Consider the following 14165-nt stretch of genomic DNA (forward strand, 5'->3'; position numbering starts at 1 on the left):
ATTCAATAGTGATTGAATCAGCATCTAGACGATATTTAATTAAGTAAGCAATCTTCTTGACCCGACCAATAATTGGCTCTTTTAATGTTAATTCAATATTCCTGTCATTAATTTTATGACCGACTATTTTTGTATAAATAACCTTATCGTCTAAAAATATTGCAAGGTGTTCGATGGCTGAATGGCTTATTTGGATATGGTTATTATATTTACAATAAATAACATTCTCTCGGTTGAAAGATACGATTAAAGCACTGGTTTCATCGCATAACCAAAAAGGTTTAAATCTTCCGCACAGACAGTAAATTAATTTTTTAAACACGGTGATCTGTGAAAGATTTTCAAGATAGAAAACAAGGCTACGCGCTGACGTAGTCTTGTCCCATTTTTTAAGCCATGTGATTACACCAGTTTCATAATCAATTAGGTCGATATCTTGGTTGGAGCTTATTTCTCTTGTTGTGTAATTATTATAAATAACTTCATATCCAATATATGTTTTTACGTCATCGGGCTGATAATCTATTTCATCGATATACTCGGCTTGGTAAGAGAGATTACAGCCATAACCCGCAGTGTGTAGTTTAACATTTGAAATATAAACATCATTTAATTTTACCGCGTAAGCTTCGCTATATCTGTACTTTACTTCACTTGTTTTCGATGCAATTCCATCATCATTGCCATCATTGTCATCATTAAAAACAAAAGTAAAATTGTTTGGCGATAATTTATTATTGAATTTAAAATAATGCTATTATCAACATCCGTATGCCATGTCACCAATTCATTTAATCTACCGTTTTGATAAATAAGTAATTGTTCGCATGCTGATTGATATAAATATATTTTTTCAATTCTGTCACCTTCATTAATCGCACCAAGGTAGACAGCACCAACAAAATTAGGGATCTGTCATACATTATCAACACCATTTTTTAAGTGGTCAAAATACTCAAGGCGCCTATTCTGGTTGATATATAACTTTATATCAGCTGTAACTCTTGGTAAAATCCTGATTTGTAGCCTGTTTTCTTTTCTATTTAGCGATTCAATAACATCGGTTAACCATGCGTAAGTTTCGCTATAATCAGATAATGGCTGCTCTATTAATATTTTTTTCATAATTTACAATATAAGGGGTGATAGGAAGATGAAAGGAATAATTGCCATTTTGGCTTTTGCGTTTGCGTTTGTTTTAACTGGGTGCTCAATCCCTCAAAAAAAATATGATTTAGATTTATCTGTAGCTGATTCATATAATTATGACGCTTTACCAAGCAATTATCGTGATGTTGCAATTGAGTTTATATCATCACAGTTAAAAGACCCATATTCAGCTCATTATAAAATGTACAAACCAGTCAGAGCATTTAACAAATTAAGCAACGACTATTTTTATATAGTCCCAGTTGGTGTAAATGCTAAAAATGGTTACGGTGCATATACAGGATATAAAATGTTCTATATAGGCAAATTTAGAGGCGAATTTCCACAAAGTAGGAATATAGCAGTAACTTTTAAAAATGATATTATTATTGACAAACTAGAACCTGAACTAGATTGACATCCCCCCTCCCTAAGGGAGGGGTTTTACGGATCTACGGATAAAAAACAGCAGTTACCAATTAACTTTATTAGGCAACCCCTCGAACTATACTACTTACTTCCTCTCTGTTATTCCTCAATTGATTAAGCACTATCTGTTCACCGCCACGACCTGATAACCATTCACGTGCTTTTTCATCACTATCAACTAGAGCAATATTGATCACAGGCTGAGAGTTAATAACTTCAGTTTGTTGTGAGGCTGGGGAATAACTTGGTTGCTGAATGGTTGCATCGCCGCGCTGCAATAGTTGTAGAGAACCTACACCAATTCTTGATGTTGAGGCAGCATCCATAACAAATTCCCTGCCATGTACTACTCCTGCAATCTCGCTTATCCCTATATTGCCTGTATATCCCCCATTCATAAATCCTACTTATTGCGATCTAATTTGTTGAACATTTGCTATACCTGCGGCAATCGCAGCCGCAGCCGCCGCGCCAAATGCAGGACCAACATAAGCAATACCAGCCATCGATGCATAAGCTGCTGTTGGAGATTGATAGGTGTTAATAATCGCTTGGGATATCGCTGCCGCTTTGCTGAACATTGTCATTTTTTTATTATTAGAATATTGCATTTCTGCAAGACCACCAAAAAAAGAATCAGCTTTAGTTATTAAGTCTAGGACTAAAAAAGTTGTACTCAGTTGCCAAGTCGTGATGAAAAACTTAAGAGATATTTAAGGAGAGTTGTGGACGTGAAGTAAGAGAGGAGTTTTTATCTTGTCACTTATTTAATGATATGAAACAGTTTTCAAACACTGGCAACAGATTGGCTATGGATATGCAATTGGGAAAGATCTCCTTAAACAAATAATTTTTAAGTATGTAATGCTTGGAATACACTGTACAAACAGTAATGTTTTCCACACATTTCATATTTGTTATCAATGATTAAGGCTCTTTTAAGATCGGAAGGTCTTAAACCAAAACTGGATAAGCATGTTCTACTGAGATGAGCAGAATCAGAAAACCCCATATTACTCGCTAATGTTGTCAAAGTGGTTGGAGAATCAATAGTATTCATTACACCCTGTAATTTTTTCCATAAAAGATAACCTCTAAAATTAACACCTAATTTAGCACGAAATAGATGAAGGAAACGGCTTTCGGAAAGAAATATTTGATCAGCTACTTCCCGTGAAGATATTTGTTTTACGGGCAATGATGAAATGATTGAAACCGCTTTATTAATTCTGTTATCTGTATCACACTCACAATTTGGTGAATCTTCACACAATAACTTACAAATATGTCCTATATCAAAATTTTGATTAAGTGTGATTGATTTAATTAAGTAATAAGCTAATTTTAAAGCTTCGCTACTACTTAGAAAATAAACAGGATTAGCTTCGGTAAAATGGTATAATAAATGATAAAGAGGCTCTTCCGGTTCTATTAATAAATTAATACAGCATATATTTGATGCATTTAATTTATGACGAATATTCGCTTGAATAATAAATCCAAATACATTTTGTTTTGTATCCGATGTTTCTAACTCTAAAAAGACATTATGCAATGATATAGTCAATTGAATACAAGGATGACGATGCCAATCTGTTGTTATATTGTAAAGAAAATGTAATGTTGAAAAATTTTGATTATATACTTTAACTAATGAATCATTGTTTGACATGATATATTACCTTTGGTTATTTCATTAAATGATTATTACTAAATATTTTTAAATTTAGGTTATAGTAAACACCTCAAATTTTCACAATCAGGGTAACATAAATAATTCATAAAGTTAAGAAAGAACTACAGAAATATCTTTTTAGCTGCTTTCATCCTACAACTATAAATTTCATTAAAAAATCACATAAAATTTCTCAATCTTTTTGTCATTTTTCAATTGAAAAGTCAGTATAAATGCCTTGTTCATTTACCTGTACCACCAAAAAAATCTTAACGATTTCTTTACTAAGTAAATATTGAATTTAAGATTAGTCGAATATATCCTGCCAAAACTTAAGAGAAGTGTTTGCTTAATGGAAAATATTATGAAGATAATAAATGATAATGGGACCAATGCATGACCTAAAAATATTCCTAGCTCAATATTTTATACCAATCATATTGTATCGGAGACTATTATAAAATATATAAATAATAGCCAAGCAATGAAGTTGATATAGATAAAGTAATGTCTACCAAAAGAAAAGAATGTAAACCGAACAATCTTAAAAATTTATTCCACATAAAAACATGACGATAGATATAATTTACTACGTCACTTTGGCGTTTTGTGTTAAAGCAATTTTATGATGCCTTAGTTATATTAAAATGCCTATTTCATATGAAAATATTTTCTGTGTTGATGCAAACACAGAAAAAAGAATAAGCACACTATAAGTTGATACACTGATTAATAACGTTTTGTATATTGATTTCTATAGCTCAAAATCTTATACCTCTTGTCATACCATATATATTTGTTTAAATGATCATTAATCTACTCCACTACTGTTCTTAGAGGTAATGGTTGATTTTGCAAACCAAATAACTATGATTAATAGTAAAAAAATAATTCCATATAACCAAAAAATTTCGTTTGATGCAATTAATAGCCCCTGATTAGTGATGCTTTGCGCTAACTTTGCTGAGACCTGATTTTCAGACAAACCTTGTTGTTGCAATTGTTGATATGTGTAATCTAGAGCATACGTATTTTGATAGATTAGATCAGTCAATTGGCTATGATGAATTGCTTCGCGCTGCTCCCATATTGAGTTTGTTAAAGAAGTACCTACAGAAGTAGCAAGCGTTCTAAAAAAATTGAATAAACTTCCTGCTGCTGCCAATTTATGAGGCGGTATATCTGTTAGAATAATTATATTTAGAGGCATAACAAAACATGCTATTGCGAATCCTTGAACAAATTGAGGCCATGCAAAACTTGAAAAACTCATGTTCGGCTCAAACGAATAAGCTCGCCAAAAAAAGCAACAAGCAAAAACAACAAAGCTCACGGTTACAAATTTTCTCATATCGATAGAAGGAACAAAATGACCTATTATTGGAGAGAGAAGTATAGGAATTAAGCCGATAGGAGCTAGGGCCAGTCCCGCCCACGTCGCAGTATAACTGAAAACTCTTTGTAGAAGTTGAGGCTGTATCACCAATGTTCCAATGTGCAATAAAAATGCTAGACTGATGCAAATTGTTCCTACTGTAAAATTTCTTGACTTAAATAGAGTTAAATCAACAATAGGGTTATCTGATGTTATTTCCCATAGAATAAAAAAAGAAATTGTGGTGAAAGCTATTACAGAAAAGAGAACAATTTCAGATGAATCAAACCAATCAAGTTCTTTACCTCTATCAAGAACAAGCTGTAAGCTCCCAATACCTACTACTAATAAAACAAGCCCGATAGTATCAATTTGGGATTTTTTATACTCTGTTTCTCTTCCTTTTAATATTATTTTAATGCTTATCCAGGCTATCAAACCAATAGGGACATTTAGTAAAAAAATCCAGCCCCAATAAAAATTATCACTTATCCATCCACCTAAAATAGGTCCACACACAGGAGCAATAATAATTGTCATTGACCATATTGCTAATGACATATTTTTTTTTGAATTTGGAGAATTAGCTAATAAAATACTTTGTGAAAGAGGGACAATAGGTCCAGAAACGGCACCTTGAAATATTCGTGAAATGATTAACGTTTCAAGACTATTCGAAATGCCACATAGCCAAGAAGCTATAATAAAGAATAAAATTGAAAACGAAAATAATTTTACTTCTCCAAAACGCTTAGCTAGCCAACCAGATAAAGGAATTGAAATAGCATTAGCAACAGCAAATGATGTAATTACCCATGTTGCTTGACTAGTTGATGCACCTAAGTTTCCTGCGACAGTGGAAAGGGCTACATTGGCTATAGTCAAGTCTAAAATTTGTAAAAAAGCCACTGTTGCCAGAACAACAATAAACCCTATTAATTTCATTCCTGATAGAGGTAATTGTGACATATCATATCTCACTGGTTAGATAATATTAAGTTAGTTTGCATGATTTCTCGTATCAACTGTTCAAATTCTTCAGAATCATAAGAAAGTACATCTGTTTGATACTTAACTTCTTTAGGTGAAACATCTGTAAGTAATTTTCCACTGATATCACTGGTATCAACTTTCACTTCCATAGATAATCCTAACCGTAATGGGTGCTTTTTAATCTGTTCTTTATTTAATTCGATGCGAACCGGTAAACGTTGAATTACCTTAATCCAATTTCCTGTTGCATTTTGTGCAGGTAATAATGAAAAGACACTGCCTGTTCCCATAGCAATACCAGAAATGATTCCATCAAATTTAATATCACTTCCATAATAATCACTTGTTAATGTGACTTTTTGACCTATTCGAATACGTTTTAATTGAACTTCCTTAAAGTTAGCTTCTACCCAGACTTGATCAAGAGGAACAATAACAAATAATCGCTCCCCTTTATTTACCTGTGCTCCAATTTGGACCTGACGTTTTGATACATACCCTGTTACAGGAGAAACAATTTTTATTCGTTTTAAGTTAAGCCATGCTTCCTTAAGTTTAAAAATAGCTTTTTGAATATTTGGATGTTCTAATAATGAATTTTGCATTAATAAAGCATTATTAATTTTTAATTCTTGCTTGGAAATATTCAAGTCATTTAAAGCTAGTGAGACATCTTGCCTAGCATGATCTATTTCTTCTTGTGAAATAACATGACGTGACCAAAGATTTTCTCTTCGTACTAAATCTTTTTCTAATCTATCTAATGTCACTTGTTTTAACTGAATACTGGATAATAGTTTTTCCGTAGTTAATTTTATTTGTTGAGTTTCTCTTATTACTTTTGCCAATTCATTTTTTGCATAACCAAAATTATTTTCAGCATCAATTGATTCTAATTGAGCAATAACATCTTTTTCCATTACCAAATCATTATCGTCAACATAAATGGAAGATATACCTCCACTTATTTGTGCGTGAATGGGAATTTGATTTCCCATGACATACGCATTGTCTGTAGATTGAACAAATTGATAAAATAGACTCCAAAAGATATAATATCCTAGCCCAATACTTAAGAAAATTATTGATAAAATTATCAACTTTTTCTTTCGTCTGGACGTCTTATTAGACGATTGGTCATCAATTTTTTTTATCATTAGATCCTCCCTTCTACATTCTTAATCAAAGTCATTCTTTTTGATAATTTGATAAAATGTCCTTATAATTATGCGGACATTCCACCATCAATAATTAAAGTTTGACCTGTAATATAACTGCCACCTGGGCCCAGTAAAAAACTTGCTGACATTGCTACTTCTTTAGTGGAACCTACCCGAGCTAACGGAATTTGTTTGAGCATTTTATTGTATGCACTATTTGGCAATGCTTTACTCATATCCGTTTCAATTAAACCTGGCGCTATTGCATTAACCCTAATATTGAAACGTCCTAATTCAACAGCTAAAGAATGAGTCATACCAATCATTGCAGCTTTTGAAGCTGCATAATTTACTTGGCCAATATTTCCTTTAAAAGCCGTTACTGAACTAATAAAGAGAATACAACCATTTCCTTGACTAATCATATGAGGTAAAAAAGCATTATTTATCAAATAACTAGATAAAACATTATTATTCATTACTTCTAACCATGCTTTTTGATCCATATTTATAAACAAACTATCTTTCACTATACCTGCATTGTTAATTATTGCATAAGGAGCACCAAATAATGAAATACATTTATCTGCTAATTCATTCACTTCTTCCTGTATCGAAACATCGCATTGAAAAGCCGTGCATTGCTTTCCTTGTGAAATTAAAGAATCACATAATGCAATTGCATTTTCCCTACTATTTTTATAAGTGAATACAACGTTATATCCAGATTCAGCCAGTTCAGATACAATTTCAGCACCAATGCCTCTAGAACCACCCGAAATAAAAACCCATTTATTAGAATTTTCCATATTTAATCTCTCTATTTTAATTTAACTATTCGTTTTTATGCCCATAATATTCATTGTTATAATTAACGATATTTCATTCATAATCCAAACAGGGATAACAAAGCTAATTAATAATGATTCTTCATGAAATGTTGTTTCATTGATTATCACGTCATACTCCACAGTTTTGGGCAACTTTTCTAAATTTTGATGGCTTATATGCGGACTTACAAAAACCTGATGATTTGTGTGTAAAAACATAACTTTATCACCAATAAACTGTTCTTGCCCTTCCATAAAGCTTTTAAATTTTCCGGTACATAAAGGAGTTGCATGTTTGGATATAAAAAGAGAAAAAATAAGTGCATCAAAGTATATCCATAATAAAGAAATACGAGGAAAAATTGTTTGAAATTCTTGTAGCTTTTGCTTCATTAATGCAAACGAAATATTAAATTTTTGAGTCTCTGAAAAATCATAATTTTGCATCGTTTTTTCAAACCTATTTTTTTGAACACGACCAATAAAATATTTTTTTGTTAAATTTATATCTTGTAATGCAAATGAGAGCTTACTGTCCGTATTTTTTAATGAAAGTTGATACTCTTTATCAACATCCAAAGGAGCTCGCAAAGAAGAATACCAAACGTACCCTTCTTGTTGCTGCTTCATAAATAAAGATGTTGTGTGCTGTTTCAGAGGAAGCATAGCAAGCATGCCATGAACAGCTAGATTGTCTAACCCTATTTGTCTTGCTTTTAGTTCTTCAAAATGAATTGGGTTATAATCACTTGAAAAATTAGCCCATTCCTTTAGGGAATTTTTGTTAAATTTAAATTTCATTGTTATACCTTTCAAAAATCAAAGCACTGTTTGAACCTCCGAATCCATAATTGACATTTAAAACAGATTGAATACTTTTTACCTGACGATGTTTGTTCGGTACATAATCCAAATCACAATCTGGGTCCGGATTATTTAGATTAATAGTCGCTGGAATCATATTAGTTTCAATTGATTTTATACTTAGGATTGACTCTAACGCACCTGCCGCAGCGATAAGGTGACCAGTATAAGATTTAGTACTTGATATTGGCACTGAATACGCTTTTTCACCAAAGACACTCTTTAACATATTTGTTTCATTGAGATCATTTAATTGCGTTGAAGTACCATGTGCATTTATATAATCAACTAACTCTATATCAGCTTGTTTTAGCGCATTTTTTACAGCATGATATCGACCACCACAATCAGGAGCTGGAGTTGTTACATCATAAGCATCTGAGCAATTACCATAGCCGGTGACTTCAGCTAAAATGACTGCCCCTCTTGCTAACGCTGTTTCATATTTTTCCAGGCAAAGTATGGCTGCTCCTTCGGATAATACAAAACCGTTTCGCTTTTTATCAAATGGGCAACAGGCATTTTCACGATTTTCCTGTTCTTTACTTAAGGCATTGAGAATATCAATGCTCCAGACATTTAGAGCATTATTTAAACTTTCCCCACCTCCAGCTATTATCATATCTGCTCGCCCACTTCTAATTATTTCTACTGCATCACCAATTGCAATACCTCCTGTGGCACAGGCTGAAACTGGAGTATTTTGATAACCACGTAAATTCCAGTTCATTGATATCATTGCAGAACCAACATTATGCATCGATTGGATATTAGTTAGCGGTGAAGCAAAACCTTCTGAATTATAAGAAAGGCAATTCGAAGCCAGTTCATCAGAACCGCCCCAACCCGTTCCAAAAATGACACCGCGTTTAAAAGGTGAATAATGCTTGTCCAGTTCACTTAAATCGTTCCCAAAAGCCATTTTCAACGCTTCATCAGCAGCAATCAGACCTAAACGACAAAAACGCGGTGCATTTTTTAAAACTTTTTTGGAAAATGGAGATAAATCTAATTCAAATGGAATTTTACCGAAAAACTTGGCTGTAATAGATTTATCTTCATATTCATATTTAGAGTATCCAATTTTATAATCTATGATAGCATCCCAAATTTGAGCTACATTTTGGCCTAAGGAAGTAACAGCCCCATAACCGGTAACAACTACACGTTGTTTAGAATTTTTATTCTCCATGTTAGTTCCTTAAAATTATAAAGATTGTGACAAGTAGTCAATAAATTCACCAACTGTACTGATTTGTTTTTGTCCTAATTCGGCCATATTAACGGACACACCATATTTTTTCTTTAGTGCAACTTCAATTGATACATAATCTAAACTCACAAGGTCTAACTCTGTTAAAAGTGTATCTCTAGTAATCATTTCTGGATCAAAATCCGTTAATTCAGTAATTTGCGTAACAATAAAATTAAATAATTCCATACTATTTTCCTTTTTTATTAACTTGATAAACTTCAATTATTTTTTCCAGATAAAGAAAGTAAGTAACAAACTTCTATATGAATTGCGTTTGCTAATATATCGATTTCCTGCAAAGTTGTGTCATGACCAAAACTGATGCGAACCGCACTATCAATTTGTTCATTAGAGAGTCCCATTGCTGAAAGAACATAAGAACGATGGTTTTTTTTATTATTGCTACAAGCAGATCCTAAAGATAAAGATATACCGTGCAATAAACTTAGCCTGCTGGCCAAAGATTCGGCTCGAATACCATCAAAACTAATATTCAATGTCCAAGCTGCCTGAGATTTCAAATTGTTATTTCCATTAATCACATATTGAACAGACAATAAATTTAATTTTTCTAAAAGAGCCTTTCGCAATTTACGATAATGTTCATTTCTCAAATCTAACTGACTTTCTGCCTCTTTGGCAGCCATACCCAAACCAGCTAAGCCAATCGTATTTTCAGTTCCACTACGTAATCCTTTTTCTTGCCCTCCACCATGTAGTAAAGGCGTTAAGGAAAGATTTTTCGAAATAAACAATCCACCGATTCCTTTAGGACCATTAAATTTATGCCCTGAAAAAGATAATGTAGAAATTCCAGGTAATTTACTTAATGGTATTTTAATTTTTCCCACTGCTTGGACAGCATCAACATGAAACAAAATCCCTTTCTCATACGCTAAATGAGAAACTTTTTCGTAATCTTGAATAGCACCTGTTTCATTATTAATAGCCATCATTGAAATTAACTTTGTATTCGGTTGGATTGTTTTCTCAATATCAATAAAACTGATTATTCCTTCTTTGGAAGGCTGTACTAAGGTTAGCTGCATTCCCTTTTTTTCAAAAAAGTATAAAACTTCAAGAATAGAGGGATGCTCTATGCTAGTACTAATCACATGAATTGAAGTTAAATCCGATTCTGAATATTGTGATAAGATGCTTTTTAATGCAAAATTATTACTTTCTGTTCCTCCTGATGTTATAACAATCCTATCTGATTGAGTATCTAGCAACTTTGCACATTCCTGATGAGTATTTTGCAAAATTTCTTGGGGTATTTTATTAAGTAAATAATGACTAGATGGATTTGCATAATACTCCATCGCATCTTGCATCTTTTTTTTTACTGCATTACTCAAAGGAGTAGTTGCATTGTGATCAAAATATAAGTTCATTACACCTTTTCCTTAATTTGCTTAAATAAGCTTATTAGCATTTCTACACAATGTTGTTGGGATGGTTCAAGAACTCCTAATAATTCTCCTATTTCACTGTCTGAAATTTTTCTGACTTGAGACAAAGGATTATTTTCAACATATTTGCAAAAGATATTAGACATAGCTAGGGATGTTGTACATCCCCATGCTTGAAAACGAGCTTTTTCAATCTTATCTTCTTCTTTATTGTAGTTAATAAAAATATCAACCTTATCCCCGCAAACCGGATTTGAAAGCGCTAATTTAATTCCGGACTCCGTCATCTTTCCTTGATATTTTGGATCACAAAAATTATCTGTAATGATTTTATTGAACATGTTGTCTCCTGATTGATTTGTACAGCATGAATTTAATTTTTTGCATTCTCACAAACATCATTTTTATTCATGTTTTTTTCCAAAGTAACAGCACAGCAACCAAACTCTTTTGCTGTTGGAGTACGACTTACAAATTCAATACGTTGAGAATTGCGCCAAGATTTTGTTTCATCGTTACGAATAAATACTAAATCTTCAGTTTGAATCATTGCCGGTACGGAAAGAGAAAGGGGATCAAAAATAGCAAGTTGTCCAACTTCTCCATCTGGTACTTCTTTCGATAAGTCATTAGGATCTCTAACGGAAAAATGAATATATGGGGGGACATGCTTATGGTTGAATTCATCTTCAATGGCCATAAAATTGGCTTCTACCATACCATACATATCTCGAACATTTGAACTAGGGATTCCTAACCAAGTTTCAATATCTTGATTGAGTTCTTTTCTGGAAATCATTTCACCAGTGAATCTTTTCCAACCTCCCATCATTATGACTAAACTCTGTGAATCTAATTTCAACTTAATATTGTTAGTTTTTAGATAAGTGATAAAACGATTGATTAAAAATGGAGGACCAATGATATGTCGAGAAAATTTATTTTCCCAATTCATTAACGCTTCTATTGATTTTTTAGCATCAAACTCATAGTTATCACCTAGTGCATAATATCTAGTATCCAATAAACCTGTTAGAAAATTAAAAATTTTCACCATCGCCATTTCGGGTACATCTTCTGGTGATGGACATAAAAATAATCCAGCTCCTGTCGATATTTGAAACATAGAACGGTAATTAGATACCACAGCAAAAGCAGTGTTAGTCATGGTATCATGGCAACGTCTATAAACACTTGGGATACCACTAGTACCAGTTGAGCGCATTTCATGTTCAATTTCTTGAAGTGGCTTACTTAATAATTTATAATTATCGCCCGACTTAAACACCGATACTGGGATCAATGGAATTTTTGTCAAGTCTTCAAATACTTTTATATTAGATGGAGTAAAGTTCTGTTCTTCACAAATTTTTTTATAATAGGGGTTGTTCTCAAAATGATGCGTGACGGTATCTTTAATCAAGCATAATTTAAGTTCTTTTTGTTCTGATTCCGATAATTTATATAATTTATCGACATCAGCAATTAAAAGCCTTAATGGATCAAATCCACTCATCTTTATTTCTGAATATAAACTCGCTATATTTTGCATAATTTAACTTCTCCCTTTATTAAATGAATTTACCTTTTTTGTTAATATTTCGTTAAATAAGAGTTAAGATTTTATAAATTATTAAATAATATTGTCTTGAATAAATTAGCTAAATTTGTAAGTTGCAAAAAAATCGCTGAATGTTTTATTAAATCTAATAACAGGCTAATTCTGCATGTTTTGTTACTTTTGGTTGTATTGAAAATAGCTTCAAATAAACAAAACAGTCAGTTTATTCAAGTCAGTAACTTTCGAATTAATATACTATTTACACGATATATTAACTAGGAATAGGAAGAGAAAACTGATGATTTACGATTGTTTGATAGTTGGTGCAGGTCAAGCTGGATTAAGCCTAGCATCATTCCTGAGTCAAAAAAAAATCTCTGTTATTATACTAGAAAGAGATAAACGGATAGGGGATGTTTGGCGAAGACGACCCGATAGTATGAAATTATTTACGCCAAGAATAATAAGCCAGTTACCGGGTTTAGTGCTAAAGGGAGACCCTAAAGGATATCCTGATAAGAATGAGATAGCTGACTACTTAGAACTTTATGCTCAACATAATAAATTAAATGTTTTATTGAATAAAAATGTGTGTTCAGTAGAGTATAATGAAAATATTTATTCCATAAAAACGCAAGATGGCGAAATATTTCATGCAAAATGTTTGGTCAATGCAACGGGTGCAAATCAAAAGGTTGACGTTCCTGAAATAGCTAAATGTATTTCGCCTGAGATTAAGCAAATCACCATAGATCAATATCAAAATCCAGATCAATTGAAAGAAAAAAAAATTGCGATCATTGGTGATGGTTCCGGTGGTCGTCAAATTGCTAAAGAATTAGCAAAAACACATAATGTCACTTTATTTTGCGGTGCGCCTCGTCCATTTTTTCCAAAGGAACTGTTTGGTGTAAATACATTAACTATATTAAAAAAATTGTCTATTTTAGATGCTGATACAAGAAGCATTATGGGGCGTTGGCTGATGAGAAGAGGATTTATTCCTTGTAATGATATTGTAAATAAAGTTTTACGCAAAATGGGAGTACAATTCTATTCTAAGCTTATCAGTGTAGATAATAAAACATTGATATCTGATAGTGGAGAAAAATGCCAACCAGATGTTATTATCTGGAGCCTTGGATATGCAGAAGAGACAAACTGGTTAACTATTCCTAATACTGTTGATTCCGCAGGTTTCATCTGCCTAATCGGTCATGATTTAGGAGGTAAAACATCTTATCCTGATTTATTTGTAGTTGGGAAAAAATGGCTCAGTTGTCGTGCATCTGAACTAATTTGTGGGTGTGTTAATGATGCTAAACGCGTAGCTAATTTTATTGAAATAGCTCTACATAATAAATGATTCATGTGTAAAACTTCTATCCATGTAATTAGGCTTATAACGATTTAATTTTTTTTGATTTTTCATTTTTGCGTGTTATCCTTCCACAAACTAGCC

At 32.5% G+C, this 14165-nt stretch carries 15 protein-coding genes; 2 read left to right on the plus strand and 13 right to left on the minus strand.

Annotation, left to right across the window (positions count from 1 at the left end):
* Positions 1-322, minus strand: a 322-nt coding sequence (locus J3U13_RS01845) for a hypothetical protein (protein WP_267339745.1), incomplete at its 3' end; no start/stop codon positions are given.
* 831 nt (positions 323-1153) lie between these two features.
* Here J3U13_RS01845 and J3U13_RS01850 point away from each other — a divergent pair.
* Positions 1154-1567 (plus strand): hypothetical protein, encoded by a 414-nt coding sequence (locus J3U13_RS01850; protein WP_267339746.1) that lies wholly within the window; start codon positions 1154-1156, stop codon positions 1565-1567.
* A 70-nt stretch (positions 1568-1637) separates the two neighbouring features.
* Here J3U13_RS01850 and J3U13_RS01855 read toward each other — a convergent pair whose 3' ends face one another.
* From J3U13_RS01855 to J3U13_RS01910, 12 genes are all read right to left on the minus strand, one after another.
* Positions 1638-1976: a hypothetical protein gene (locus J3U13_RS01855; RefSeq protein WP_267339748.1), complete on the minus strand. Its 339-nt coding sequence runs from the start codon at positions 1974-1976 to the stop codon at positions 1638-1640.
* Between the two features lie 9 nt (positions 1977-1985).
* The gene (locus tag J3U13_RS01860; RefSeq protein ID WP_267339750.1) at positions 1986-2189 is read right to left on the minus strand and encodes a hypothetical protein; all 204 of its coding nucleotides are present in this window, start codon (positions 2187-2189) and stop codon (positions 1986-1988) included.
* Between the two features lie 242 nt (positions 2190-2431).
* Positions 2432-3250, minus strand: coding sequence for a helix-turn-helix domain-containing protein (locus J3U13_RS01865; protein WP_267339752.1), 819 nt, complete (start codon positions 3248-3250; stop codon positions 2432-2434).
* Between the two features lie 814 nt (positions 3251-4064).
* Entirely contained in the window at positions 4065-5597 is a 1533-nt protein-coding gene (locus tag J3U13_RS01870; protein ID WP_267339754.1) for a DHA2 family efflux MFS transporter permease subunit, read from the minus strand.
* Between the two features lie 8 nt (positions 5598-5605).
* The gene (locus J3U13_RS01875; RefSeq protein WP_267339755.1) at positions 5606-6778 is read right to left on the minus strand and encodes an efflux RND transporter periplasmic adaptor subunit; all 1173 of its coding nucleotides are present in this window, start codon (positions 6776-6778) and stop codon (positions 5606-5608) included.
* A gap of 68 nt (positions 6779-6846) precedes the next feature.
* Positions 6847-7590: a 3-oxoacyl-ACP reductase family protein gene (locus J3U13_RS01880; protein WP_267339756.1), complete on the minus strand. Its 744-nt coding sequence runs from the start codon at positions 7588-7590 to the stop codon at positions 6847-6849.
* Positions 7591-7611: 21 nt separating this feature from the next.
* Complete coding sequence (locus tag J3U13_RS01885; protein ID WP_267339757.1) at positions 7612-8412, minus strand: MaoC/PaaZ C-terminal domain-containing protein; 801 nt, start codon at positions 8410-8412, stop codon at positions 7612-7614.
* The gene (locus J3U13_RS01890) at positions 8402-9667 is read right to left on the minus strand and encodes a beta-ketoacyl-[acyl-carrier-protein] synthase family protein (RefSeq protein WP_267339759.1); all 1266 of its coding nucleotides are present in this window, start codon (positions 9665-9667) and stop codon (positions 8402-8404) included. The genes J3U13_RS01885 and J3U13_RS01890 overlap by 11 nt, the downstream gene beginning before the upstream one ends.
* A 15-nt stretch (positions 9668-9682) precedes the next feature.
* A complete protein-coding gene (locus tag J3U13_RS01895) occupies positions 9683-9916 on the minus strand; it encodes an acyl carrier protein (RefSeq protein ID WP_267339761.1) in 234 nt (77 codons plus the stop codon).
* 32 nt (positions 9917-9948) lie between these two features.
* Positions 9949-11124 (minus strand): cysteine desulfurase family protein, encoded by a 1176-nt coding sequence (locus tag J3U13_RS01900; protein WP_267339763.1) that lies wholly within the window; start codon positions 11122-11124, stop codon positions 9949-9951.
* Positions 11124-11483, minus strand: a complete 360-nt coding sequence (locus J3U13_RS01905) for an iron-sulfur cluster assembly scaffold protein (RefSeq protein WP_267339764.1) — start codon at positions 11481-11483, stop codon at positions 11124-11126. The genes J3U13_RS01900 and J3U13_RS01905 overlap by 1 nt, the downstream gene beginning before the upstream one ends.
* A 32-nt stretch (positions 11484-11515) precedes the next feature.
* A complete protein-coding gene (locus tag J3U13_RS01910) occupies positions 11516-12694 on the minus strand; it encodes a hypothetical protein (protein WP_267339765.1) in 1179 nt (392 codons plus the stop codon).
* Positions 12695-13001: 307 nt separating this feature from the next.
* On the opposite strand from J3U13_RS01910, the gene J3U13_RS01915 reads away from it, so the two are divergent.
* A complete protein-coding gene (locus J3U13_RS01915) occupies positions 13002-14069 on the plus strand; it encodes a flavin-containing monooxygenase (RefSeq protein ID WP_267339767.1) in 1068 nt (355 codons plus the stop codon).
* The last annotated feature ends 96 nt before the right edge of the window (positions 14070-14165 follow it).

Origin of the sequence: Gilliamella sp. B2887, assembly GCF_026537015.1 — a bacterium.
In the GTDB taxonomy this organism is placed as follows: Bacteria; Pseudomonadota; Gammaproteobacteria; order Enterobacterales; family Orbaceae; genus Gilliamella.

Bases quoted from the DNA above. Each gene is read 5' to 3' on its own strand.
- J3U13_RS01915 (WP_267339767.1), top strand. From the start codon at position 13,002: ATGATTTACGATTGTTTGATAGTTGGTGCAGGTCAAGCTGGATTAAGC.
- J3U13_RS01895 (WP_267339761.1), bottom strand. From the start codon at position 9,916: ATGGAATTATTTAATTTTATTGTTACGCAAATTACTGAATTAACGGAT.
- J3U13_RS01890 (WP_267339759.1), bottom strand. From the start codon at position 9,667: ATGGAGAATAAAAATTCTAAACAACGTGTAGTTGTTACCGGTTATGGG.
- J3U13_RS01860 (WP_267339750.1), bottom strand. From the start codon at position 2,189: ATGCAATATTCTAATAATAAAAAAATGACAATGTTCAGCAAAGCGGCA.
- J3U13_RS01870 (WP_267339754.1), bottom strand. From the start codon at position 5,597: ATGTCACAATTACCTCTATCAGGAATGAAATTAATAGGGTTTATTGTT.
- J3U13_RS01900 (WP_267339763.1), bottom strand. From the start codon at position 11,124: ATGAACTTATATTTTGATCACAATGCAACTACTCCTTTGAGTAATGCA.
- J3U13_RS01885 (WP_267339757.1), bottom strand. From the start codon at position 8,412: ATGAAATTTAAATTTAACAAAAATTCCCTAAAGGAATGGGCTAATTTT.
- J3U13_RS01875 (WP_267339755.1), bottom strand. From the start codon at position 6,778: ATGATAAAAAAAATTGATGACCAATCGTCTAATAAGACGTCCAGACGA.
- J3U13_RS01910 (WP_267339765.1), bottom strand. From the start codon at position 12,694: ATGCAAAATATAGCGAGTTTATATTCAGAAATAAAGATGAGTGGATTT.
- J3U13_RS01880 (WP_267339756.1), bottom strand. From the start codon at position 7,590: ATGGAAAATTCTAATAAATGGGTTTTTATTTCGGGTGGTTCTAGAGGC.
- J3U13_RS01865 (WP_267339752.1), bottom strand. From the start codon at position 3,250: ATGTCAAACAATGATTCATTAGTTAAAGTATATAATCAAAATTTTTCA.
- J3U13_RS01855 (WP_267339748.1), bottom strand. From the start codon at position 1,976: ATGAATGGGGGATATACAGGCAATATAGGGATAAGCGAGATTGCAGGA.
- J3U13_RS01850 (WP_267339746.1), top strand. From the start codon at position 1,154: ATGAAAGGAATAATTGCCATTTTGGCTTTTGCGTTTGCGTTTGTTTTA.
- J3U13_RS01905 (WP_267339764.1), bottom strand. From the start codon at position 11,483: ATGTTCAATAAAATCATTACAGATAATTTTTGTGATCCAAAATATCAA.